The sequence below is a fragment of the Streptomyces sp. NBC_00207 genome (assembly GCF_045160965.1).
In the GTDB taxonomy this organism is placed as follows: domain Bacteria; phylum Actinomycetota; class Actinomycetes; order Streptomycetales; family Streptomycetaceae; genus Streptomyces.
Genome location: NZ_CP130715.1, coordinates 3,119,989 through 3,144,208 on the forward strand (window position 1 = coordinate 3,119,989; position 24,220 = coordinate 3,144,208).

A 24,220-nucleotide genomic window follows, 5' to 3' on the forward strand; every position below is an offset into this window, starting at 1 on the left:
CGCCTCGCCGTGGCTGCCGGCGCTCCGGTCAGACCGTGGCCGGGGACTCCTCGTCCGAGGCCTTCTGGGGGGCCGGGACCACCGTCAGGCGGGCCTCGCGCTTCGCCGAGCGCTTGGCGCGGCGGCGCTCCTTGCGGAGTTCGACCATCGTGTAGAGGGTCGGCACCAGGAGCAGCGTCAGCAGGGTCGAGCTGACCAGGCCGCCGATCACCACGACCGCGAGCGGCTGCGAGATGAAGCCGCCCTCGCCGGTGACGCCGAGCGCCATCGGGAGCAGCGCGAAGATCGTCGCCAGGGCCGTCATCAGGATCGGGCGCAGCCGGTGCCGGCCGCCCTCGATGACCGCTTCGACGACGCCCAGGCCCTGGGAGCGGTACTGGTTGACCAGGTCGATCAGGACGATCGCGTTGGTCACCACGATGCCGATGAGCATCAGCATGCCGATCATCGCCGGGACGCCCATCGGGGTGCCGGTGGCGATGAGCAGGCCGAGTGCACCGGTCGCCGCGAACGGGATGGAGACCAGCAGGATCAGCGGCTGGATCAGCGAGCGGAAGGTCGCGACCAGCAGCATGAACACGATCGCGATGGCCGCGAGCATGGCCAGGCCGAGCGAGCCGAAGGCCTCGTCCTGGTCCTCGGAGACGCCGCCGATGGAGGCGGTGGCGCCCTCGGGCAGGTCCAGGGCCTTGAGCTTCGTCTGGAGCTCGGCGCTGACCGCGCCCGTGTTGTCGCCCTGCGGGCGTGCGGTGACGGTCGCGGCGCGGGCGCCGTCGATCCGGGTCATCGCGACCGGGCCGGGGACCTCCTTGACCTCGGCGATGTCGCCGAGCTTGACCGGGCCGACCGGGAGCGCCTGCAGTTCGGCCAGGGTGGTGGCCGGCTGCGCGGACCTGATGACGATGTCCCGCTCGGTGTCGTCCAGTACGGCCTTGCCCGCCGGGTTGCCCCGTACGGCCTGCGCGACGATCGCACCGAGGGCGGCCTGGTTCAGGCCCGCCTCCGCGGCCTTGGGGGTGGCGGTCACCGAGATGCGGGGCACGGACTGGGACAGGTCGCTCTGTACGTCGGTGACGTTGTCCAGCTTGGCCACCTCGGCGCGGACCTGCTCGGCGGCCTTGGCGAGGACCTCGCCGTCGCCGGCCTTGACGACCACGCTGAGGTTCTGGCTGCCGAAGGCGTCGCCCGCCGAGATGCGGGTGTCGCCGATGCCGTCGAGCCCGGCCAGCTTGTCCTCGATCTGCTTCTTCACCGCGTCCCCGTCGCCCGCGTCCTTCAGCGAGACCTGGTACGAGGCCTGGTTGGAGCCCGTACCGCCGCCGAAGGCCGCGAGGAAGCCGGAGGAGCCGACGGTGACCTGGTAGCTCTTGACGCCCTCGACCGAGGCCAGCACCTTCTCGATCTTGCGGCTCGCCTCGTCGGCGGCGGCCAGCGAGGTGCCCGGGGCGAGCTCCTGCTTGACCGTCAGGAGGTCCTGCTCGCCCTGGTCGAAGAAGTTCGTCTTCAGCATCGGGGTCATCCCGAAGGTGCCGATGAGGACGACCACGGCGATGGCCACACTGGTCAGGCGGCGCCGGGTGGCGAAGCCCAGGACGCGGACGTAGAACCGCTGGAGGCGGCTGCGCGACTCCTTCTCCTCGGCCTCGCGCCGGACCTTCGCGGCACTCTCTGCGTCGCCGGCCGTGATGCCCTTGGGCGCGCTGAGGAACCAGTACGACAGGACCGGAACGACCGTCAGGGAGACGAGCAGCGAGGCCAGCAGGGCCGCGGTGACGGTGAGCGAGAAGGAACCGAAGAGCTCGCCGATCATGCCGCCGGTGAGGCCGATCGGGAGGAAGACGGCGACGGTGGTGAGCGTGGAGGAGGTGACCGCGCCGGCGACCTCCTTGACCGCGGTGACGATGGCGGCCTCGCGCTCCTCGCCGTAGCCGAGGTGGCGCTTGATGTTCTCCAGGACCACGATCGAGTCGTCGACGACACGGCCGATGGCGATGGTGAGGGCGCCCAGGGTCAGCATGTTGAGCGACAGGTCGCGGGTCCACAGCACGATGAGCGCGAGGACCACGGACAGCGGGATGGAGACCGCGGTGACCAGCGTCGAGCGCAGCGAGGCCAGGAACACCAGGATCACGATCACCGCGAAGAGCAGGCCGAGCAGGCCCTCGGTGGTGAGGCTGGAGATGGACTTGGCGACGGCCGGGCCCTGGTCGCTGACGACGGTCAGGTCGGCGCCGGCGCCGAGGGTGGAACGCAGCTCGGGGAGCTTGTCCTTGACGGCGTCGGAGATGGCGACGGCGCTGCCGTCCTTGTCCATGGTGAGGACGAGGGCGAGGCTGGGCTTGCCGTTGGTGCGGGTGATGGAGTCGGCCTTGGCCGGCTCCTGCTTCACGGTGGCGACGTCGCCGAGGCGGACGGCCGGCTTGCCGGGTCCGGGGCTCAGGCGCAGGTCCTCCACCTGGGCGAGGGAGGTGTAGCCGGCGCCCACGCGTACGGTGCGGTTCTTGCCCGCCTCGTCGAAGGAGCCGGCGGGTACGGCCGCGCCGCCCGCCTGGAGGCCCTGGGCGAGCGCGGCGCCGTCGAGACCGGCGGCCGCAAGCCTGGCCTCGTCGGGGGTGACGGTGACCTGGAGGTCCTGGACGCCGTCGACGCTGACCTGGCCGACGCCCTCGATGTCCGACAGGACGGGGACGACGGACCGTTCCAGCTGGTCGGCGAGCGCCTGCTGGTCCTTGTCGGAGGTGACGGCGAGGATGACGGTCGGGATGTCGTCGGTGGAACCGGCGACCACCTGCGGGTCCACCTCGGCGGGCAGCCGGACGCGGGCCCGGTTCACGGCCTGCTGGACGTCGGCGACGAGCTGCTTGGTGCCGCTGTCGCCGTAGTCGAAGGTGGCCATGATGAGGGCGTTGCCCTCGCTGGCGGTGGAGGTGATGCCGGTGATGCCGTCGACACCCTTGAGCATGGCCTCGATCGGTTCGACGACCTGCTTCTCCACCACGTCGGGCGAGGCGCCCTGGTACGGCGCGAGCACGGACACCATCGGCAGTTCGATGGAGGGCAGCAGCTGCTGCTTGAGCTGCGGGATGGCTATGGCGCCGAAGAGGAGCGCCACGATCGACACGAGGCCGACCAGGGCTCTTTGGGCAAGGCTGAAGCGGGACAGCCACGACATGGTTATGGAATCTCTCTGCAGTGACGAACGCGAGGTCCCTCCCACCCTGTCCCATCAGCCGGGTGCGTTGCGTCGCTCGCAGGTCCCGTCCTTATGTGCGGCATACCGCGTCCGTAGTACGCCGCACCCTGCCGTACTACTCCGCGCGCGGGCGGACCAGGCCCGATTCGTAGGCAATGACCACCAATTGCGCCCGGTCGCGGGCTCCGAGCTTGGCCATGGCCCGGTTCACGTGGGTCTTGACGGTGAGCGGGCTGACCTCCAGCCGTCCGGCGATCCCGTCGTTGGACAGCCCCGCGGCGACGTGTACGAGGACCTCGCGCTCCCGGACGGTCAGCGCGGCGAGCCGCTCCGCGTGCATCCCGGCCGAGGCTCCGCCGGCGGCCGGGTCGGCGCCGCCGCCCTGCGCGAGGAAGGTGGCGATGAGGCCTTTGGTGGCGGCCGGGGAGAGCAGGGCCTCGCCGGCGGCGGCCACGCGGATGGCGTTGAGCAGCTCCTCGGGCTCGGCTCCCTTGCCGAGGAAGCCGGAGGCGCCGGCCCGCAGGGCCGAGACCACGTACTCGTCGACCTCGAAAGTCGTCAGCATCACCACGCGCACGGCGGCGAGTTCCGGGTCGGCGCTGATCATGCGGGTGGCGGCGAGCCCGTCGGTACCGGGCATCCGGATGTCCATGAGCACGACGTCGGCGCGGGTGCTGCGGGCCAGTTCGAAGGCCTGCGCCCCGTCGGAGGCCTCACCGACGACCTCCATGTCGGGCTCGGAGTCGACGAGCACCTTGAAGGCGCTGCGCAGCAGTGCCTGGTCGTCGGCGAGCAGCACCCTGATGGGCGCGGCGGCGGGCAGGTCCGTCGGCGTGTCGTCCACGGGGTGAGCGTACGCGGGCCCGCCCGGGCCGGCCGCACGGGTCCCGTCGGACCGGACGGCGCCGGAGTCGGCCTAGCCCAGGGCGAGGACGATCAGGGCGGTGGTCGCCGCGACCTCGGCGAGGGCGCCGAAGACGTCGCCGGTGACCCCGTCGAAGCGGCGTACGCAGCGGCGGAGCAGCAGTTGTGCGGCGAGCAGGGCCACCAGGACGGCCGCCGCCTGCCGGCCGGCGGCGGGGAGGCCCAGCGGGAGGGCGGCGGCCGCGGCCGCGGCGACGACGAGCACGGCGATCGCGGCGGCGACGGCGCGCGGGACCACCCCGGCGACGGCGGCGCCGAGCCCGCCGGGGCGGGCGGCCGGGACGCCTTCGCGGCAGGCCAGGGTCATGGCGAGGCGGGCCGTGACGGCGGCGACCACGGCGGCGAGGGCGCCGCGGATCCAGCTGTCGGCGTACACGTCGGACAGGGCCGCCACCTGCACCAGCATCGCGATCACCAGGGTCACGACGCCGAAGGGGCCGATGTCGGACTGCTTCATGATGCGCAGGGCCTCGTCGGCGGGTTTGGCGCTGCCCAGGCCGTCCGCCGTGTCGGCGAGCCCGTCCAGGTGCAGCCCCCGGGTCAGCGCGGCCGGTACGGCGACGGTGACGGCCGCGGCGAGCAGCGGGCCCCCGCCGAGCACCAGCAGGAGCACTCCGGGCACGGCCGCGAGCACGCCCACGACCAGCCCGGCGAGCGGGGCGCAGGCCATCCCGGTGCGGGCGGCGGGCCGGTCCCAGCGGGTGATGCGGGCGGGCAGCACGGTGAGGGTGCCGAACGCGAAGCGGAGGCCGTCGGGGAACGAGGCGCGTTCCGGGGGCGGCGTCAGGGGCGGGCCATCGAACGAATCTGTCATCGGCGGGAACGCTACCCCTTCGACGCGAGCGGTAAATTACCCATTACGTGCCAAATAGGGAGTCCGTGGGATGGGTCACTGGTGGTATCGGAACATCGTCGAACCGGGCAAGCTCCCCCTGCTGCTCGCTCTGGTCTCCTTCGTGATGTCGTTCCTGGTCACCCGTGTGATCACCCGGCTGATCCGGGCCGGCCGGGGCCCGTTCAAGAACGTCACCCCGGGCGGTCTGCACATCCACCACGTCGTCCCCGGCGTGATCCTCGTGATCATCGGCGGCTTCGGCGCGGTCGCCGCCGGCCGGTACGGCTTCGGCGGGGCGCTCTCGGCCGTGATCTTCGGGCTGGGCGCGGGCCTGGTCCTGGACGAGTTCGCGCTGATCCTGCACCTCGACGACGTCTACTGGAGCGAGCAGGGCCGCAAGAGCGTGGAGATCGTGGTCGTGACGGCGGCGGTCGTGGCCCTCGTCCTGGGCGGGTTCGTGCCCTTCGGGGTGAACGACCTGACCCCCGAGGAGCGCCAGAGCCGCGGACTGGTCGCCATGAACGCGGCCGGCAACTTCTTCCTGGCCCTGATCGCCCTGTGGAAGGGCAAGGCGCGCACCGCGCTCTTCGGCGTGATCGTCCCGTTCGTGGCGCTGGTCGGGGCGATCCGGCTGGCCCGGCCCGGGTCCCCGTACGCGAAGAGGTTCTACGCGAACCGCCCGCGCGCCCGCGCCAAGGCGGGGCTGCGCGCCTTCCACCACGACCGGCGCTGGGCGCGGCCGCGCCGCAGGTTCGAGAACTTCATCGGCGGCACCCCCGACCCCGAGCGGACCGCGGTCTCCCTGGAGAAGCCGCCCCCGCCGTGACGCCGACGGGCCCTCCCCCGGAAGGGAAGGGCCCGTCGTGCTGTCGGTGTGTCCGTGTGCGGTATGCCGGTGCGTCCGTGTGCGGCGTCCGCCGGGGACCGGCCCGGACTCAGCCCGGGATCAGCCCGTCGTCGCTGAGCATCTCCCTGACCTCGTCGAGGCTCGCGTCGGGGCCGGGCAGGATCAGCTCGGACGGCTCCAGCGCGTCGTCCGGGAGCGGCTCGCCCAGCCGCCGCACCGCTTCGAGCAGGGCTCCCAGCGTGCGCCGGAAGCCCTCCGAGTCCCCGCTCTCCAGCTCCGCGAGCAGTTCGTCGTCCAGCTTGTTGAGCTCGGCGAGGTGACGGTCGGCCAGCTCCACCTGGCCCTCCCCCATGATGCGGACAATCATGACGGGCCCCGTCCTACTGCTTGTCGAACCGGTGCTGGGTCTGCGACTGCTGGGCGTTGCCCGGGGCACCGCCCTCGATGGCCTGCTGCTGCGCGGACGGGCCGCCCGCCAGCTCGGCCTTCATGCGCTGGAGCTCCAGCTCCACGTCCGTACCGCCCGACAGGCGGTCCAGCTCGGCCTGGATGTCGTCCTTGGAGCCCAGCCCGCTCTGGTCGTCGAGCGCGCCGGAGGCCAGCAGCTCGTCGATCGCGCCGGCGCGGGCCTGCAGCTGGGCGGTCTTGTCCTCGGCCCGCTGGATGGCCAGGCCGACGTCGCTCATCTCCTCGGAGATGCCGGAGAAGGACTCCGCGATCCGGGTCTGCGCCTGGGCCGCGGTGTAGGTGGCCTTGATGGTCTCCTTCTTCGTCCGGAAGGCGTCCACCTTGGCCTGGAGCCGCTGGGCGGCGAGGGTCAGCTTCTCCTCCTCGCCCTGCAGGGTCTGGTGCTGCACCTCCAGGTCGCTGACCTGCTGCTGGAGCGAGGCGCGGCGGGACAGGGCCTCACGGGCCAGGTCCTCGCGGCCGAGGGCGAGGGCCTTGCGGCCCTGGTCCTCCAGCTTGGCGGACTGCCCCTGGAGCTGGTTCAGCTGCAGCTCCAGGCGCTTGCGGGAGGTCGCGACATCGGCGACTCCGCGGCGCACCTTCTGCAGCAGCTCCAGCTGCTTCTGGTACGAGTAGTCGAGGGTTTCGCGCGGGTCCTCGGCCCGGTCAAGGGCCTTGTTCGCCTTCGCGCGGAAGATCATCCCCATACGCTTCATGACACCGCTCATGGGCTTCGCGCGCCCCCTTCTAGACGGACTGTGCTCCAGGTCACCGACAGGACCCACAGTACGGGCCCTGTCTCCATTACCGCACTGTTCGAGTACGGATGCGCTCCTCCTCCAGGACGACTACACCCGCGCCGTATCAGGCGTAAGGAGTAGGTGATCCCAGGAGAGGCGGCCACCGCACACACCGTGCAATGGGAAGACGCCCGCCGTTGCCGGATCGTTCCCCAGCGGGGTGGGGCCCGTGCCCGCAACCACGTAGGCTTGGGTTTTGTGTTTGGTAGCCGCTCCTCCAAGGAAGAGAAGGCCGCCGCCACCGACAAGGTGAGCGCCGACCTCTCGCAGCCCCGTGACCCGCAGGCCCCGAAGGGCCGCCCTACGCCGAAGCGTGCTGTGGCCCAGTCGCAGCGCAAGAGCGTGGTGGCCTCGACCGGCAACCGCAAGGAGGATGCCAAGCGAGCCCGTGAGCGCCGCCGTGCCGAGATGGCCAAGCAGCGCGAGGCACTGGCCAGCGGCGACGAGCGTTACCTGCCCACCCGGGACAAGGGTCCCGTCCGCAGGTACGTCCGCGACTTCGTGGACTCCCGCTTCTCCGTCGCCGAGATGTTCCTGCCCCTGGCCGTGGTCATCCTGGTGCTCAGCATGGTCCGGCAGCCGGCGATCCAGAACATCGCGCTGCTGCTCTGGCTCGGCGTGATCGCCCTGATCATCCTCGACTCCATCGGCCTGGTGTTCCGCCTGCGCAAGGCGCTGAGCACGCGCTTCCCGGACGAGCCGCGCCGCGGCGCGATCGCGTACGGCCTCATGCGCACCCTCCAGATGCGCCGGCTGCGCCTGCCGAAGCCGCAGGTCAAGCGCGGGGAACGGCCCTGAGCGGATTCTCCGAGGGCGCGCGGATCTGGCTCGAGGGCCTCGGCGGACTGCGCAACGCCGTCCGGCAGGAACTGGTGGGCCGGCAGGTCGACGAGCAGATCGCGCACCGCTTCCCGGTCGGGCAGCGGCTGCGCGTCCTCGACGTGGGGATGGGCCAGGGCACCCAGGCGCTGCGGCTGGCCCGGGCCGGACACAAGGTGACGGGCCTGGAGAAGGACCCCGCCATGCTGGCCGTCGCCCGTGAGGCGCTGGCCGAGGAGCCCGCCGGGATCCGCGACCGCGTGCAGCTCATGGAGGGGGACGGGCGCGAGACCGGCGCCCACTTCCTGCCGGGCAGCTTCGACGTGGTGCTGTGCCACGGGGTGCTGATGTACGTGCCCGAGCCGGACGCCATGCTCGCCGGGCTGGCCCGGATGCTCGCACCCGGCGGTCTGCTGTCCCTGCTGGTGCGCAACGGCGACGCGCTCGCCATGCGGCCCGGGCTGGACGGCGACTGGAAGGGCGCGCTGGACGCCTTCGACGGCACCGAGTACACGAACCGGCTGGGCCTGGACGTGCGCGCCGACCGGCTGGCCGGGCTCACGGCCACGCTGTCCGGGATCGGCGCACCGCTGGGGGCCTGGTACGGCGTACGCGTCTTCACCGACGGCACCGAGGCGGCCGAGTCCCTGCCGCCCGACGAGGAGCTGGAGCGGCTGCTGGCCGCTGAGGACCGCGCGGGGCGGACCGACCCCTACCGCGGCGTCGCCGCGCTGCTGCACCTGTGCGGCGTACGGGGCTAGTGGTTCTCCGGGCCGCGCCCGGTGCCCGCTGCCTGCCGGCACGAACCAACCTCGCCGGCACAAACCAGCCCCTCCGGCGTTTGAGGAGCAGGTCCGGGCGGAGCCCGGTGCCCGGCGGAGCCGGGTTCTCCCCCAGCTACCGCTGGGAGGTGCCCCCAGGGGCTCCGCCCCAGACCCCGCGCCTCAAACGCCGGCGAGGCTGAGGTTGCCCGGCGACTCACGATCAGAGCCGCCGAGCCCCCGGCAGGGTCAGGCCTCGAGGGCTGAGCGCAGGCTCATCGTGTAGAGCTCGGTACCGCTGTCGTCGGACAGCTTCACCTGCTCAGTGCCGCCTTCCAGCAGGTCCTTCCAGTACTCGCCGATCCAGGACTCCGCGTCCCCCTGCGTGGTGAACTCCTCCGGTACCACCGACGGGCTCGTCTCGGTGCCGTCGGCCGTCTCGAACCGCCACGTCCACGCCATGTCCGCCTCCATTTGCTCGTCCGCTGCTCGCACGCTGCTCGCCGCCTTGAGTCTGCCCGCAGATTGACGTGCTCCCTGCCTGAAGGGCGGGGACTCCTGCCACGGTCGTCTGACCGTCTCGGTGGCTTCCTGCTTCACCGCGCTGTGCCGGGACTTTCGTCCCGGTCTTACCGGCGCTCCACAAGGCGTTTAGCCTGTCCGCCCGTCCGGCGGCCAGGGTGTTCACAGCGGCATTGTGGTCACGGTCGTGGACGGTCCCACACTTCTGACACGTCCATTCCCGGACGTGCGGGGGCTTGGGACCGTCCTTGACCCCGCACGTGGAGCAGACCTGAGAGGTCGGCTCGAAGCGTCCGATCCTGCCGAAGTACCGGCCGTACTTGACGGCCTTGTACTCCAGCATGTTCACGAACGCCGCCCATCCGGCGTCGTGTACGGACTTGGCGAGCCGGGTTCGTCCCAGACCGGACACCGCGAGGTCTTCCACATACACCGCTTGGCTGTCGCGGATGACGCGGGTGGATTCCTTGTGGTGCCAGTCCCGGCGCCGATCGGCCACCCTGGCGTGCTGCCGGGCTACCTTGATCCGGGCCTTGGCCCGGTTGTTGCTGCCCACAACCTTGCGGGACAGGTCCCGCTGCAACCGCTTGAGCCTCTTCTCCGCCCGCCGCAGGAAGCGCGGAGCGGCGATCTTCCGCCCGTCGGAGAGGACCGCGAAGACGGACAGGCCGAGGTCGATGCCGACCTCCGTGTCCGTCTCGGGCAGCAACTCCGGGTCGACATCGACAACAAAGGAGAGAAAGTAGCGTCCGGAGGAGTCCTTGATAACGGTCAGGGACGTTGGCGTGGCCGGGAGCGGCCGGGACCACTTCACCTTGAGATCGCCGACCTTGGCCACGTACACCGTGCCGTTGCTCTGGAGGGAGAAGGCGTTGGTGTTGAGCCGGATGGACTGCCGGGTGTCCTTCTTCGACTTGTAGCGGGGCGGAGCGACCTTCGGCCCCTTGCGTTCACCCTTGATGGAGTCGAAGAAGTTCTTGTAGGCGGTGTCCAGGTCCCTCAGGGCCTGTTGCAGCACCACAGCTGACACATCGGCCAGCCATGCACGCTCCTCGGTCCGCTTGGCTCGCGTGATGCGCAGCCGGGAAAGATCGGCCGACTTCACATACGGCAACCCAGCCGCGTGCGCTTCCTTACGGTCACGCAGGCAGTCATTCCACACCACACGGACGCACCCGAACGCCTGGGCCAGCGCACGACGCTGGCCGGCGTCCGGGTAAACCCGGTACTGATATCGAAGCTGCACGCCTTGATCGTACTGAGACTGGCCTCGTGGACGCACAGAAACGACTTTTGTCGTGGCAGACACCGGCAATGCACAGTCCACTGAGCAGCCACAGGATGTGGTCATGCCCGAGCTGAGGGCCGGGGCTTCCCCCAGAGGTCCCGGTAACCGGGCGCGCAGCAGTCTCGGCGACGCGGGAGGATCATCCTGTGGAACTCACTCTGCTCGGCACCGGCACACCCGAGGGCCTGCCCCGCCCCGGCTGCCCCTGTGCGGCCTGCGCGGTCTCCGTCGGCGGGCGCTCCCGCGCCGCGACGGCCGTCCTGGTCGACGGGGCACTGCTCCTCGACCTGACCCCCGGTGCGGTGCTGGCAGGCGCCCGGGCCGGGCATTCGCTGGCGGGCGTGCGCCAGGTCCTGCTGACTCACCCGCACGACGGACCCGCGGTCGAGCTGCCGCCCGGTCTGCCGGCCGCCGGGCGGGTCCCGGACGGGCGGGAGCTCGCGGTGATCTCCGGACACCGGGTGCGGGCCGTGCCGATGGACGCGCCGGGCACCGGGTACGAGGTGACCGGACCGGACGGCAGCCGGATGCTGTACCTGCCGCCCGGCGGGGCGCCGGCCGGGACGAACAACGTGACCGGGAAGCGCCCGTACGACGTCGTGCTCGCCGATGTGCTGGGACGGCCCGAGGCGCTCGCCCGGCTGCGCGCGAGCGGCGCCGTCGGCCCCGCCACGGACGTGATCGCCGTCCACCTGGACCACGACGTCGCTCCGGGCCGGGAGCTGGAGCGCCGGTGCGCGGCCGCCGGCGCCCGGGCGGTGCCGGACGGGACCACCGTGACCGTCGGGGAGTACCGCGCGGTGCCGGAACCGCCGCGCCGGACCCTGGTGCTGGGCGGGGCCCGCTCGGGCAAGTCCGTGGAGGCGGAGCGCCGGCTGGAGGCCTTCCCCGAGGTGGTCTACGTGGCCACCGGCGGCACCCGGGACGGGGACGCGGAATGGGCGCAGCGGGTCGGCCTGCACCGGGAGCGCCGGCCGGGGAGCTGGCGGACGGTGGAGACCTGTGAACTGGCCCCGCTGCTGGCCGGCGCCGGGCCGCCGCTGCTGATCGACTGCCTGGCGCTGTGGCTGACGGACGCGATGGACCGGGCGGGGGCCTGGGACGACGCCGTCTGGGCCAAGGGCGGGCAGCAGCAGCTCGGCGAGCGCACCGCCGAGCTGGTGGCGGCGGTGCGCGCGACCCGTCGTCATGTGGTGCTGGTCAGCAACGAGGTCGGATCGGGCGTCGTCCCCGCGACCTCCTCGGGCCGCCGTTTCCGCGACGAGCTGGGGCGGCTCAACGCGAGGGTCGCGGGCGAGTGCGAGCACGTGCTGCTGGTCGTCGCGGGGCAGGTGGCCGTGCTGAAGGAACCGCCGGGGTGAACCGGCGGCCGGTGTGCTGCCGCCGGGCACTGCGCTCGTCCTGTCCGGCGTCCGTCCCGGCGCCCCGCGGCCGGGCCGGAACGGCCTCCCGGAACCTGAACGCGGGGCCTTCGCCCAAGGCCTGAGGGTGTGCCTCACCGGCTGTACTCTCTGGCAGATGAGCACGCTGAATCTCGACGACTTCTCCGATCTGATCGAGCGCCCCGACGGGGGCGTCCGGCGTGATGCCGAGGAACGCCGTGAGCGCCTCGCCGTACCGCCCGGTGCGCTGGGCCGGCTGGACGAGCTCGCCGAGTGGCTCGCCGCCGCGCAGGGGCAGGTGCCGGTCAAGCCGATCGAGCGCCCCCGCGTGGTGCTGTTCGCCGCCGACCACGGGATCGCCGCGGCGGGCGTCTCCGCGCGGGCCGCCGCCACCGGCCACGAGCTGGTGCGGGCCGTGCTGGACGGGGCCAGCCCCGTCGCCATCCTGGCCGGCCGGCTCGGCGCCACGATACGGATCGTCGACGCCGGGCTGGACTGCGATCCCGGGCTGCTCCCCGCGGACGTGACCGGGCACCGGGTCCGGCGCGGCAGCGGCCGGATCGACGTGGAGGACGCGCTGACGGCCGAGGAGGCCGAGGCCGCGGTGCGGCTGGGGATGCGGATCGCCGACGAGGAGGCCGACTCCGGGACGGACCTGATCGTCCTCGGGGACCTCAGCGTCGGCGGGACCACCGTCGCCGCGACCCTCGTCGCCGCCCTCTGCGGAACCGATGCCTCGGTGGTCACCGGCCGCGGCGGACTGCCCATCGACGACCTGGCCTGGATGCGCAAGTGCGCGGCGATCCGCGACGCGCTGCGCCGGGCCCGCCCGGTGCTCGGCGACCAGGTCGCGCTGCTGGCCGCGGTCGGCGGCGCGGACGTGGCCGCCATCACCGGTTTCCTGCTCCAGTGCGCGGTGCGCCGTACGCCGGTCATCCTCGACGGTGTCGTTTCGGCCGCCTGCGGACTGGTGGCCCAGCGGGCCGCGTTCCGGGCGCCCGACTGGTGGCTGGCCGGTCAGGCCAGCGGGGAACCGGGCCAGGCGAAGGCACTGGACCGGATGGCACTCAACCCTGTGCTCGACCACGGCGTCACAGTGGGCGAAGGTACCGGGGCATTGCTGGCTCTCCCCCTCGTCCAGGCGGCCGCCGCACTCGCGGCGGAACTCCCTGAGCGGGCGGCGGCGGAGCCGACGGAATGAGCCGCCGGGGCCCGCGGTCCTGACCAGGCTGTGGTCCCCGACCGCCCAACCACGGACAGCGGCGCCCCATATGATCGCTTTTTATGGGAGAGGTCCGTTTGACCAGCGCAGAGACCGACCGCACCGCCTCACCGGCGACCGGTCCGTCATCCGGCAGGAAAGAGACCGGCGGCGATCCCGCCGGCAAGGCGGCGGGGGGCGGCCGGGAGGCCGGACGGGACCGGGAGGCCGGACGGGAATCGGGCCGGGGGACCCCCCGCTCGCGGCGCGGCGCCGCGTTCGCGGTCTGGTACCTGCGCGCCGTCACCTTCGTCAACTTCCTCAGCGCGGTGTGGGTTTCGCTCGGGCAGGACCTGCGGCGCCACAACGTCGAGGACTTCTACACCCCGTACATGCTCACGGCGGGCTTCGCCTCCGGGCTCTTCACGCTGCTGCTGGCCGTCACCCTCGGCCGCCGCAAGCGCGCCTCCTGGATCCTCAACCTCGTCCTCGGCGGCCTCCTGGCGCTGCTGCTCGCCTACGCGCTCTACGCGTACGAGGAGATCCGCGAGCATCCGCAGAACTGGGTCTCGCTCGGCGTGACCGCGCTGTTCGTCGGCGCCCTGCTGCTGGGCCGCCGCGAGTTCTACGCCAAGGGCGACCGCTCCAACCCGGCGCTCGCCACCGCCGTCGCCGCCGTCGGCCTGCTCGTCACCTCGCTGGTCGCCGCCCTGCTCGTCGGCGCCTCCAACACCGCCCCGCACAGCTCCGAGGCCACCTTCCTGGCGCGCTGGAAGTACGGCGTGATGCGGCTGATCACCCTCGCCCCGGACGACCGGGCCTACGAGGCGATCACCACGCCCGGCTGGGTGGACGTCGTCATCAACGTCATGTCGATGCTGCTGCTGCTCGCCGTGCTCTTCGCCGCCTTCCGCTCGCGCCGCGCCGTCGACCCGATCAGCGAGGAGGACGAGGAGCGGCTGCGGGCCCTGCTGGCCCGCCAGGGCGACCGCGACTCGCTCGGCTACTTCGCGCTGCGCCGCGAGAAGTCCGTCATCTGGTCCCCCACCGGCAAGGCCGCCGTCACCTACCGGGTCGTCGGCGGGGTCTCGCTGGCCTCCGGCGACCCGATCGGCGACCCCGAGGCCTGGCCCGGCGCCATCGACCCGTGGCTGGCCGAGGCCCGCGAGCACGGCTGGGTCCCGGCCGTGATGGGCGCGAGCGAGGAGGCCGGGCAGATCTACGCCCGGCACGGCCTGGACGCGCTGGAGCTCGGTGACGAGGCGATCGTCGAGACCGCCGAGTTCACCCTGGAGGGCCGCGCCATGCGGACCGTCCGGCAGGCGTTCAACCGCGTCAAGCGGGCCGGGTACACGGTCCGCATCCGCCGTCACGCCGACATCCCGGCCGAGGAGATGGCCGAGCTGGTGCGCCGCGCCGACGACTGGCGCGACGGCGCGACCGAGCGCGGCTTCTCCATGGCGCTGGGCCGGCTGGGTGATCCCGCCGACGGCCAGTGCGTGATGCTGGAGTGCACCGACGGCAACGGCGACCTGCGGGCCGTGCTGTCCTTCGTACCGTGGGGCCCCAAGGGCCTGTCCCTGGACCTGATGCGCCGTGACCGGGACTCCGAGAACGGCCTGATGGAGTTCATGGTCATCGAACTCCTCGAACGCTCCAAGGAGATCGGGGTCACCCAGGTCTCGCTGAACTTCGCGATGTTCCGGTCCGTCTTCGAGCGCGGGTCCCGGCTCGGCGCCGGTCCGGTGCTGCGGATGTGGCGCTCGCTGCTGAGCTTCTTCTCCCGCTGGTGGCAGATCGAGTCCCTCTACCGGGCCAACGCCAAATACCGGCCGATCTGGGAACCGCGGTTCATGCTCTTCGAGAAGAGTTCGGACCTGCTGCGGATCGGTGTCGCGGCCGGCCGGGCCGAAGGCTTCCTGGAGGCCCCCGGCCTTCCGAAGTGGCTGCACCGCAGACACCTGGAGACCCGCCGTTGACAGCGTGGAACGCATCCCCACTCCGGCGGTTCGCCGGCCGTGAGTGGGGGCCCCTGTTCCGGACCGTCCGGAACGCGCTCGTCCGCGACAAGTGGCGGGCGATCCCCATGACCATCGGCGCGGTCTGTCTGACCTCGGTCTTCCAGATCGTGCAGAACACCTCCTGGGGCTTCCAGCCGGTCCAGAACCTCGGGTCGGTCAAGGCCGCCGACCCGCTCTGGCTGGCCCTGCTGCGGACCCCGCTGTCGCTGTTCGTCCCGGCCCTGGACCTGCCGGTGTGGGGGGCGCTCGCGCAGATCCTGCTCGTCTTCGGGATCTCGGAGATCTGCATCGGCTGGTGGCGCACCCTGCTGATCGGCTACGTCGCCACCCTCGCCGGGACCACGTACGCGCGGATCGGGCTCGCACTGGGCCACGACCATCCCTTCGGCCTGCCGGTGTCCGACCGGATCGTCAACGACACCGGGCCCTCGGCCGCCGTGGTGGGACTCGCCATCTACGTCTGCTGGCGCTACCGGGCGTACCTGACCGGCGCCCTCGTGATCCTGGCGATGATCGGCGAGGTGCTCGTCAAGGACAACCTGGCGGGCAAGGAGCACCTGGCGGCGATCGCCGCGGTCATGGCGGTGTGCGTGGTGCGGGCCCAGTGGCACCCGGTGCGCACCCCCGCCGCCCTCGGGCAGCCACCGCCGCCCTGACCGGTGCGGGGCAGGCCGTACGGTATCGGGGTGACGACAGACCGCGGGCGGTTCGCCCCCACCCGGCAGTGGATGCGGGCCCATCCGCTCGCCACCGACGCCGTGCTGGCGTTCGGGGCGTTCACGGCCATGGTCGTCGGCTCCTTCGCCGATCCGCACGGGCCGCACGGCCCCACCTTCGGGACGCGCACCCCCGATCCGTTCTCGCTGCTGCTGATGCTGTTCGGCGCGGCCGCCCTGGTGTTCCGGCGCCGGCAGCCCCGCGCCGTGCTCGCCGTGACCTGCGGGCTCTCGCTGCTGGAGCTGACCACCGGTGAGCCCCGCGCGCCCGTCGCCATGTGCGCGGTGATCGCCCTCTACACGGTGGCCGCCCGCACCGACCGGCCCACGACCTGGCGGATCGGACTGCTGACCATGGCCGGGCTGACCGGCGTGGCGATGCTCGCCGGGCCGCTGCCCTGGTACGCGCAGGAGAACATCGGGATCTTCGCCTGGACGGGCATGGCCGCGGCCGCCGGCGACGCCGTGCGCAGCCGGCGGGCCTTCGTCGACGCCATCCGCGAGCGGGCCGAGCGCGCCGAGCGGACCCGCGACGAGGAGGCCCGGCGGCGGGTCGCCGAGGAACGGCTGCGGATCGCCCGCGACCTCCACGACGTGGTCGCCCACCACATCGCACTGGTCAACGTGCAGGCGGGGGTGGCCGCGCACGTCATGGACAAGCGGCCGGACCAGGCCAAGGAGGCGCTGGCCCACGTACGGGACGCCAGCCGGTCGGCGCTCAACGAGCTGCGGGCCACGGTGGGGCTGCTGCGGCAGTCCGGTGACCCGGAGGCGCCGACGGAGCCCGCGCCCGGGCTGGGCGTCCTGGAGGAGCTGGTGGACACCTTCCGGCACGCGGGGCTGCCGGTGAAGGTGATCGTCCAGCTGGAACCCGAGGCGGGACCGCTGCCGGCGGCGGTGGACCTGGCGGCGTACCGGGTGATCCAGGAGGCGCTGACCAACGTGCGCAAGCACGCGGGGCCCGGGGCCCGGGCCGAGGTCAGCGTGGTCCGGGTCGGGCCCTCGGTGGAGGTGACCGTACTGGACGACGGGGGCGCGGAGCCGGCTGCGGCGGCCGCGGAGCCGGGCGGGGGCCACGGCCTGCTCGGCATGCGGGAGCGCACGGGCGCCCTGGGCGGCTCCTGCTTCGCGGGCCCCCGCTTCGGCGGCGGCTACCGCGTCCACGCCATCCTCCCCACCTGACCTCCCCGGGCTCCGCCCGGACCCTCCTGCCCCGGCCGGGCCTTCCCCGGGCTCCGCCCGGACCCTTCGAGCTCGGCCGGGCAAATTCAGCCTCGCCGGCGTTTGAGGCGCGGGGTCTGGGGCGGAGCCCCGGGGGGCACCTCCCAGCGGTAGCTGGGGGAGAACCCGGCTCCGCCGGGCACCGGGCTCCGCCCGGACCTGCTCCTCAAACGCCGGAGGGGCTGAAATTGGCCCAGCTAGCGACAAGGGCGGCGCCAGGCGTCCAGGTCGTAGTGTTTCTGCATGGAGCTCAGTTTCAGTGCGCGCGAGCGTGCGCAGAAGCGGCTCGTCGGGAGTTCGTACTCCACGTGGAAGACGGCCTTGCCCGCTTCGATGAAGGGGGTCAGCTTCTCGCACTCGTCGTACTGCGCGCACTGCTCGTTCACCGCGAACTCGAACTCGCCGACGAGCTCCGGGATCTGGTCCAGGTCGTTCTTGAGGCCGACCGCCATCCCCCGGTCGTGCGCCAGCTTCGCGATCAGCCGGTTGTAGCGCAGCTGGTCGTCGGCGGTGAGCGGGAAACCGGACGTGTTGCGGTAGGCGTCCATGTTGTCCGGCTCGACCGCGTCGAAGCCCTTGTCCCGGCACATGTCGAACCGTTTGGCCATCAGCGGTTCCAGCTCGGTCACGCGGCGGATGTCCAGCCAGCGCTCCCCCTCCCACCCGTTGTCCTTGCCGAGCAGGTCCTCCGGGAACGCCTCCGCGTCGGGGCGGAAGTCCTCCCAGGCTCCGGTGGAGATGTAGCAGATGGTCTTGCGCCCGGCCTTCTTCAGCGCCGCCACCTGCTCCTTGGTGGTGGTGAACCCGTCGACGTCGTACACGGGCACCTTCACCGAGGTGTCGAGCTTCCCGGTGAGCTGCCACTGCCAGCCGACGCCCGGCGGGGGTCGCCAGAGCTCCCCGGGCACCGGGTCGGGCCACTGGTACCGCTCGTCCTCGCCGTCGTCGTCCGGCGGCTGCGCGGTACAGGCGGCGAGGAGCAGGAGGGGCAGGAGCAGCAGGAGTCCGAATCGTTTCATCCCGCCGCCTCCAGGGCGTACGGGAGGGTCCCCCAGGGGTGTGCGCCGGTCCCGGGGACCGCGCAGTGCACGCCCGCCCGCCGCTCCTCGGCGAGTTCGGCGGCGGGCGCGCCCGGCGGGACCGCGTACACGAGGTGGCAGAACCGCTGGGCGGGATGGTCCGCGGTCCAGGGCGGTACGGCGGCCGCGTCCCGGTAGGCGTCCCAGGGGCCCTCGAAGGTGACGAGCAGGTCCGCGAGTTCGGCGTAGCCGGGGTGCGGGTGGACCCCGTGGTTGAGGACGAGGGTGCGGGCGCCCGCGGCCCGCGCCGCGACCGCGAGCCGCCCGTAGTGCGGGAGGAGTTCCGGGTCGGCGGAGGCCTGGTCGAGGAAGGCCCCGTCGGTGGCGTACCAGTCGCGGTGGCGCAGCAGGTCCTGCACCACCTCGGCGTGCGGGCGCCGCCCGTAGTCGGTGTCCGCGTACCCGAGGACGGGTACCCCGGCCTCGCGCAGCCGCTCGGCGACGAGGGCGAACCGCTCGTCGGGGGCGGCGCCCGGCCCGCTGTCGGGGTTGAGCACCACCGAGTGCAGCCGGCCGGCGGAGTGGATGAGCCGCTCCCAGGCCTCGGGCCGGTCGGCGGGGTGCTCGTAGAGGGGCACCAGCAGCATGGGGTCCTTCTTCTCCTGCGTCTCGTTCGTCTCGTACGTCATCGGTGGGCGGTCGCGCGGCCGAGGAGCAGGCAGACCAGGGCGGCCAGGACGGCGGCCGCGGTGCCCGCCACGACCAGCTGGACGGCACGGGGCTGGCCCAGCCCGGTCAGCAGGGCCAGGCTCTGGGCGACTGCGGCCGAGGCGCAGACCGCGGCGGCGGGCCGGACCGCGCCGAAGGACTGCAGGAGCAGCCCGGTCCACATCACCGCCCCGAGCAGCAGCAGGGTGGCGACCCGGACCCCGGTGAGGCCGGGGGCGCCGGGCCACAGGAGGGTTCCGGCCAGGCCGAGGAGCAGCAGCACCGCCAGGTAGGAGGCGAGGCACCGGGCCAGCGTGACGAGCATCCGCTGCCGGAAGGCGCCTGGCGAGCGGGCTCCCTGGAGCCCGGAGAGGCTGCCGCTGCGGAAGCGGTGGAGCAGCCATTCGGCGGGACCCATGCTGAGGGTGAGGGCCACCGCCGAGGGGGCGGCGACCGCTTCGGCGGGGCCGCCGGCGAGCACCTCCCCGAGGGCTGCGTACAGCACGAGCAGGCCGGTGCCGAGGCCGAAGACCCCGTACGGAACGGAGTCGCCGAGCCGGGGACCGCGGGCAGCGAGTTCCTCCTCGGCGCCGCGCAGCATCTGCCAGCGCACGGGGCCCTTGCCGGGCCGGCGCACCGCCCAGCCGCGGATCCGGAGCACGGCGGCCCGGATCCCGTCGGCCAGCGGGAGTTCCCGTACGGCCAGGGTGCAGGCGGCCACCAGGGACACCACGAGCAGGGTGACCCGTACCGGCACGGGCAGGTCGACGAAGAGCACGAGCAGCGCCCCGGCGGCCATCGGGCCGAGGGCGACGAGCAGCACCCGCTCCCGGCCGAGGACCAGCAAGACGGTGGCGGCCCCGACATAGAGGGCCTGTCCGGCGGCGAAGGCGTAGGAGAACGGCGGCCCGCCGGGCACGGCCAGCGCGGCGGCGGTGCCGAGCAGGGATCCGGCGGGGGCCCCGACGAGCAGGGTGCGCCCGGCGGCGGCCCGGTCGCCGAGGCCGAGCCAGGAGTAGGCCCGGTGGGACAGGGTCTGGTCCCAGACCCAGCCGATGAGCGCCCCGGCGAGCAGGGTGAGCGTCCCGGCCGGCAGGCCGAGCCGGTCCTGCGGGCCTTCGAGGAGGGGCGCGCCGAGGAGGTAGGCGAGGCCGGGCAGGGCGAAGATCACCCCGCGCAGCAGGCAGGCGGTGAGGGAGACCTTCCAGGGGTCGGGGGCGGCGCCCGGGTCGGGGAAGGAGCGGGGGACCCGGGCGTAGAGCTCCTCGGCGAGGCTGAAGGAGTCGTGCCGGCCGTAGGTGAGCCGGATGTGTTCGTCCGTCATGCCGTCGGATTCGAGGATGGCGGCGATCTCGTCGGGGTGGACGGCGGCGGAGATGAACACCCCGAGGCGTTCGGCGAGTTCGTCCATGGGGTCGGCGGCCGGGCCGGGGCCGTCGCGGCGCGGGCGCGGGATGGCCGGGAGCGTGTCGGCGCCGGAGCCCGCGCCGGGCGGCTTGAGCCAGAGGGATCCGCTCACCACAGGCTCCCGTCGGCGGCGAGTTCGCGGTACCAGGGGTCGGCGAGCCGCTGGGTCCAGCTGTCGCCGGCGTGGACGGGCAGCACGGGCTGGCCGGCGAGTTCCCGGTAGATGTGCCGGAAGCCGTCCACGGACTGGTGGAGGGTGAACTTCTCCACCACTCGTTTGCGGGCCAGCCGGCCGAGCTCGGCGCGGCGTTCGTCGTCGCGGAGCAGGGCGAGGGTGGCGCGGGCCATGGTCTCGGGCTCGCGCGGCGGGACGACCAGGCCGGTGTCGCCGACGGCCTCGCGGACCCCGCCGACGTCGGTGGAGACGGTGGTGCGTCCGCAGGACATGGCTTCGATGATGCTGAAGGGGAAGCCCTCGCTGATGCTGGAGAGCATCACCACGTGGCCGGCCGCGTAGGCCCGGGCGACCTGATCGATGCGGCCCTCGTAGGTGATCCCGTCGCTCACCCCGAGTTCGGCGGCGAGCCTCTCCAGGCGGAGCTTGTACTCCTCGCAGCCGGCCGGGACCGGTCCGAAGAGGCGCAGCCGCAGGGCGGGCAGTTCCTCGCGCATGAAGGCGTAGGCCCGGATGAGGGTTTCGAGGTCCTTGATGGGGTCGATGCGGCCGCACCAGCTGAGGGTGGGCACGTCCGGTTCGGGGCCGGCCTCGGGGAAGGCGTGCGGGTCGACGCCGTTGTAGACGGTGCGGATCCGCTCGGAGTCGGCGCCTCCGCGCTCCTCCCAGCGGCGGTTGTACTGGTTGCACGGGGTGATCAGGTCGGCCTGCCGGTAGCCCTCGGTGTTGAGCTCGCGGTAGAAGCCGAGCATGAGCGCCTTGACGGGCCAGCGCTGTCCGGCGCTGCGGTAGCCGAGGTAGCGCTCGCGCAGGTAGATGCCGTGCTCGGTGAGCAGGAAGGGGACCCCGTCGAGGTGTTTGGCGGCGAGGGCCGGGAGGGTGGCGAGGCCACTGCTGACGGCGTGGGCGACGCTGTCGGGCGGGATCCGTACGCCGAGCGGGCGCAGCGCGTGTTCCAGCAGGTCGGTGGCGGTGAGCGCGTCGTGGATGGTGGGCTCGGCCGCGGCGGTGGTGAGGCCGGGGCGGGTCCATACGGTCATCAGCAGCCGCAGGACCGATTCGGAGCGCAGGGCCGGGGCCAGTTTTCCGGCCCGGGCGAGGACGGCCAGTTCGCGCAGGGCCGCGGAGAACCCGTGCCGGGCGGGGCCGCCCGCGGGGTCGAGCAGGGAGAGCAGGAAGGCTTCGTAGATCTCGGTGAAGCGGCGTTGGGCCTTGCCGCGCAGGGCCGAGCGGCGGCCGCGTCCGGGGGGCGGGCCCCAGAGCGGGACGGCGGTGTGCCGGTAGACGTTGCGCGGCAGGTCCCAGGTGACCGGCTCGCGTCCGGAGCCGGTCAGGGCTATGACGTTGAAGTCGACCTCCGGCATGCCGCGTACCAGTTGGTCGCACCAGGTGCTGACGCCCCCGTGGACGTGCGGGTAGGTGCCTTCGGTGAGCATGGTGACGTGACGCCCATGACTCATACGGTGTGTCCCCCCAGGACGGAAAAGGGGCCGGCGCCCGTGGGTGTGCGGAGCGCCGGCGCTGGGTGTTGCTGGTGACGGCTTGCGGGCCGGGCGGTCGGCCGGGCGGCATGAACGTGACGGACGGTCAGCCGGCCGGCGTGGGCGTGGCGGACGGTCAGCTGGGCAGCTTGAGCGTGACGGCGCTCTGGAGCAGTTCCGGAGCCGTCCAGGTGGAGCGGGTGCCCGCGTACGCGGTGCCGAAGTCGGCGGTGCCGAGCAGCATCTGCTTCTTCGTCCCGGTGGGGGCGGTGACCGGGGCGACGACTCCGGACGGCGCCTTGATGGTGACGGCGGTGCCGATGCGGTAGGCGGTGACCTTGCCGTCCGCGAGCGCCTTGTCCCAGGCGGCGCGGCGCTGGAACTCGACGCCCGTGTCCTTCATGGACTGGTTGACGATCGGCGCGCTGGGCGCGTAGAGGGTGCGGTAGGTGTCGAGGACCTGGTTGAGCACGGGGTAGAGGGTCCGGTCCTCGGCCAGGTTGGCCTGGTGGACGTAGTGCGGGCGGGGGTCGTTGGCCAGCACGTGGCGCAGGGCGGTCCGGGCCTCCTGCGGGACGATGTACTGGAGGTAGCCGGTGTTGACGTCGAGCGCGGCCGGGAGGCAGGTGGAGGTCCCCGGGTTGTCCTCGCAGGCGCCGCTGCCGCCTGCGGCGCGGCTGGTGTAGATCCAGTTGTACTCGTCGGCCATCTCGGCGTTGGTGCCCGTGTTGTAGTACACGTTCATCGGGTGCCGGGGGACGGTGAGGGCGGCGCCGACCGCCCGCTGGGCGGGCTCGCGGGAGTTGTCGCTGCCGGCCCACTTGACCCCGGTGTCGGCGAGGGCGCCGGCCAGGTTGGGGTTGTCCACGGGCTGCTGCGGTGCGGTCTTGAGGCCGGAGTGCTCACCGGTGACGAGCTCGGTCTTGTCGGTGGTGATGCCCTTGGAGGCGGCCCAGTTGTTGTTGTCGCGGATCTGGGCGGCGATGTCGGCGCGGCTCATGTACTGGACGGCGCCCTGGGCGTTCTTCGTGCACGTCCAGGGGACGACGGCGGTGTTCTGGACGCAGCCGAGGAACGGGTGGGTGTAGGTGTGGTTCATCCACCGGTACTTGGCGCGGTCGGCGACGAGCTGGGCGGTCAGGGCGTCGACCCCGCCGTTCTCGGCCTTCCACTCCTCGCCGGCGCCCCCGTTGAAGAGCATGTCGAGCTTGAAGTTCTTGGACGTCTGCCACTGCGCCGCGTACACGGCGTCGGCGGCGCTCATCCGGATGGTACTCTCCTTGCCCTCGCCGCCCGCGCAGGCGTAGTCGCCCGGCGTGCAGTTCAGGTCCTTGTTCCAGCGGGCGTCGGGGGCGAAGACGTCGTCGACGTGGACCGCGAAGTAGTTGCGGCTCTGGCCGAGGTGGACCCCCTGGGTGAGCCAGTCGACGATGCCGCGGGCCAGCAGCCGGAACTGCTGCTGGTACTGGTTGTAGCCGAAGGTGACGACCAGTTCGTTGCGCCCGTCGTGGGCGTACTCGCCGACGAGCGAGGCCCGCCCGGTGCCGACCGGGGCGTCGAGGTAGCTGGTGTAGCCGGGGCGCGGCTTGCCCATGAACCCGAAGCTCTCGGGGACGAGGGCGGAGTTGTCCTCGAAGGTGACCTGTCCGCCGAGGTAGGCGAAGGGGCCCGCCTTGCCGGCCGGGGTGACCGCGGCCTGGATGCCGTCGAGCTGGCCGCTGTAGCCGCCGTTGTCGGTGTACTCGAGCCCGACGCCCGGGTGCGACCAGGTGTAGGCGTCGACCTGGCGGATCCCGTACGTCGTCTCGTACGCGGCGAGCGCGGCCATCTCGGCCGAGCCTTCACCGAAGGGGTTCTCGTTCGGCAGGACGACGCCCTGGTACTTGGCGCGCGGCCGGCCGTCGAGCGTGTCGCTGAGGAACGCCGCGTTGATGACCGGGCGGCTCGCGCTGCCCAGCTCGACGCGGGTGTACGGGACTCCGGTGTCCCGGAGCTCCGCGGTGACCGCCTGGACCGAGCTGCCGCCGTCGTCGACGACGAGCACCTTCAGGTCGATCCGCGGTGCCTCGGCCGCCTGAGCGGTCGCGGCGGGTACTGCCACGGACACCAGGGCTGCGGCGGCCATGACGGCGGCGAGCCTGTTCATCCGGTTCTTGTTGACCATTTCGGCCTTTCCCCCCGCAGGCATCCCTCGACACGGCCCATGGCGGACGGCCGGGCCGGGGAGGCTCTGTGGAAATCATGCAAAGGAACCCCGCGTCCCCTTGCGAGAGTGGACCGAGTCTCTCGGACCTCGTCAGGTCTACGAGGCAAACCTGGAGCAGAGTCCACGGATGGGTGAACCTGGCAGCCCCTTGATCGAACAACTTGCCAAACCTTCGAGTGGCGTGCGGGCGAGCCCGTACGCGTAGGCTCATTTCTGGCGGCCGTCGGGCCCGAATACGATCGCTACG

19 protein-coding genes and 1 pseudogene are annotated in these 24,220 nt (G+C 72.5%); 8 read left to right on the forward strand and 12 right to left on the reverse strand.

What is annotated here, in order from left to right; genetic code table 11:
• Positions 1–28 precede the first annotated feature (28 nt).
• From OG472_RS14870 to OG472_RS14880, 3 genes are all read right to left on the reverse strand, one after another.
• Entirely contained in the window at positions 29–3,172 is a 3,144-nt protein-coding gene (locus tag OG472_RS14870; RefSeq protein ID WP_405829803.1) for an efflux RND transporter permease subunit, read from the reverse strand.
• A 136-nt stretch (positions 3,173–3,308) separates the two neighbouring features.
• Complete coding sequence (locus tag OG472_RS14875; RefSeq protein WP_405941527.1) at positions 3,309–4,037, reverse strand: response regulator; 729 nt, start codon at positions 4,035–4,037, stop codon at positions 3,309–3,311.
• 72 nt (positions 4,038–4,109) lie between these two features.
• Positions 4,110–4,931, reverse strand: coding sequence for an adenosylcobinamide-GDP ribazoletransferase (locus OG472_RS14880; RefSeq protein ID WP_401601354.1), 822 nt, complete (start codon positions 4,929–4,931; stop codon positions 4,110–4,112).
• Between the two features lie 70 nt (positions 4,932–5,001).
• Here OG472_RS14880 and OG472_RS14885 point away from each other — a divergent pair, with 70 nt between their 5' ends.
• Entirely contained in the window at positions 5,002–5,778 is a 777-nt protein-coding gene (locus OG472_RS14885; RefSeq protein WP_401601356.1) for a hypothetical protein, read from the forward strand.
• Positions 5,779–5,887: 109 nt separating this feature from the next.
• On the opposite strand, the gene pspAA is transcribed toward OG472_RS14885, so the two are convergent.
• Together pspAA and OG472_RS14895 are read right to left on the reverse strand one after the other, a co-directional pair.
• Positions 5,888–6,166, reverse strand: a complete 279-nt coding sequence (gene pspAA / locus OG472_RS14890) for a PspA-associated protein PspAA (protein ID WP_401601359.1) — start codon at positions 6,164–6,166, stop codon at positions 5,888–5,890.
• Positions 6,167–6,179: 13 nt separating this feature from the next.
• Positions 6,180–6,974 (reverse strand): PspA/IM30 family protein, encoded by a 795-nt coding sequence (locus OG472_RS14895; protein ID WP_401601360.1) that lies wholly within the window; start codon positions 6,972–6,974, stop codon positions 6,180–6,182.
• A 261-nt stretch (positions 6,975–7,235) separates the two neighbouring features.
• Here OG472_RS14895 and OG472_RS14900 point away from each other — a divergent pair, with 261 nt between their 5' ends.
• Together OG472_RS14900 and OG472_RS14905 are read left to right on the forward strand one after the other, a co-directional pair.
• On the forward strand, positions 7,236–7,844 hold the full coding sequence (locus OG472_RS14900; RefSeq protein WP_401601363.1) for a DUF3043 domain-containing protein: 609 nt from the start codon (positions 7,236–7,238) through the stop codon (positions 7,842–7,844).
• Positions 7,845–7,918: 74 nt separating this feature from the next.
• Complete coding sequence (locus OG472_RS14905; RefSeq protein WP_401601365.1) at positions 7,919–8,626, forward strand: class I SAM-dependent methyltransferase; 708 nt, start codon at positions 7,919–7,921, stop codon at positions 8,624–8,626.
• A 249-nt stretch (positions 8,627–8,875) separates the two neighbouring features.
• Here the strand turns inward: OG472_RS14905 and OG472_RS14910 are convergent, their stop codons facing one another.
• Complete coding sequence (locus tag OG472_RS14910; RefSeq protein ID WP_319721050.1) at positions 8,876–9,088, reverse strand: hypothetical protein; 213 nt, start codon at positions 9,086–9,088, stop codon at positions 8,876–8,878.
• Between the two features lie 223 nt (positions 9,089–9,311).
• A pseudogene (locus tag OG472_RS14915) lies at positions 9,312–10,499 on the reverse strand (RNA-guided endonuclease InsQ/TnpB family protein); the annotation flags it as partial.
• Positions 10,500–10,582: 83 nt separating this feature from the next.
• On the opposite strand from OG472_RS14915, the gene OG472_RS14920 reads away from it, so the two are divergent.
• From OG472_RS14920 to OG472_RS14940, 5 genes are all read left to right on the forward strand, one after another.
• Positions 10,583–11,797, forward strand: coding sequence for a bifunctional adenosylcobinamide kinase/adenosylcobinamide-phosphate guanylyltransferase (locus OG472_RS14920; RefSeq protein ID WP_401601368.1), 1,215 nt, complete (start codon positions 10,583–10,585; stop codon positions 11,795–11,797).
• Positions 11,798–11,954: 157 nt separating this feature from the next.
• Complete coding sequence (gene cobT / locus OG472_RS14925) at positions 11,955–13,019, forward strand: nicotinate-nucleotide--dimethylbenzimidazole phosphoribosyltransferase (RefSeq protein WP_401601371.1); 1,065 nt, start codon at positions 11,955–11,957, stop codon at positions 13,017–13,019.
• A gap of 83 nt (positions 13,020–13,102) precedes the next feature.
• Positions 13,103–14,998 carry a phosphatidylglycerol lysyltransferase domain-containing protein gene (locus OG472_RS14930; protein ID WP_383572304.1) on the forward strand — a complete coding sequence of 632 codons (1,896 nt, stop codon included), beginning with the start codon at positions 13,103–13,105 and terminating at the stop codon, positions 14,996–14,998.
• A gap of 107 nt (positions 14,999–15,105) precedes the next feature.
• Positions 15,106–15,696 carry a hypothetical protein gene (locus OG472_RS14935; RefSeq protein ID WP_405829807.1) on the forward strand — a complete coding sequence of 197 codons (591 nt, stop codon included), beginning with the start codon at positions 15,106–15,108 and terminating at the stop codon, positions 15,694–15,696.
• A gap of 30 nt (positions 15,697–15,726) precedes the next feature.
• Positions 15,727–16,938 (forward strand): sensor histidine kinase, encoded by a 1,212-nt coding sequence (locus OG472_RS14940; RefSeq protein WP_405941528.1) that lies wholly within the window; start codon positions 15,727–15,729, stop codon positions 16,936–16,938.
• A 236-nt stretch (positions 16,939–17,174) separates the two neighbouring features.
• Here the strand turns inward: OG472_RS14940 and OG472_RS14945 are convergent, their stop codons facing one another.
• From OG472_RS14945 to OG472_RS14965, 5 genes are all read right to left on the reverse strand, one after another.
• Positions 17,175–17,996, reverse strand: coding sequence for an endo alpha-1,4 polygalactosaminidase (locus tag OG472_RS14945; RefSeq protein ID WP_401601378.1), 822 nt, complete (start codon positions 17,994–17,996; stop codon positions 17,175–17,177).
• The gene (locus OG472_RS14950) at positions 17,993–18,685 is read right to left on the reverse strand and encodes a spherulation-specific family 4 protein (RefSeq protein WP_405941529.1); all 693 of its coding nucleotides are present in this window, start codon (positions 18,683–18,685) and stop codon (positions 17,993–17,995) included. Before OG472_RS14950 ends, OG472_RS14945 begins: the two co-directional genes overlap by 4 nt.
• Positions 18,682–20,223, reverse strand: coding sequence for a hypothetical protein (locus OG472_RS14955; RefSeq protein WP_401601383.1), 1,542 nt, complete (start codon positions 20,221–20,223; stop codon positions 18,682–18,684). The genes OG472_RS14950 and OG472_RS14955 overlap by 4 nt, the downstream gene beginning before the upstream one ends.
• Entirely contained in the window at positions 20,220–21,746 is a 1,527-nt protein-coding gene (gene pelF, locus OG472_RS14960; RefSeq protein WP_405829811.1) for a GT4 family glycosyltransferase PelF, read from the reverse strand. The genes OG472_RS14955 and pelF overlap by 4 nt, the downstream gene beginning before the upstream one ends.
• A 157-nt stretch (positions 21,747–21,903) precedes the next feature.
• The gene (locus OG472_RS14965) at positions 21,904–23,931 is read right to left on the reverse strand and encodes a hypothetical protein (RefSeq protein WP_401601389.1); all 2,028 of its coding nucleotides are present in this window, start codon (positions 23,929–23,931) and stop codon (positions 21,904–21,906) included.
• Positions 23,932–24,220 lie beyond the last annotated feature (289 nt).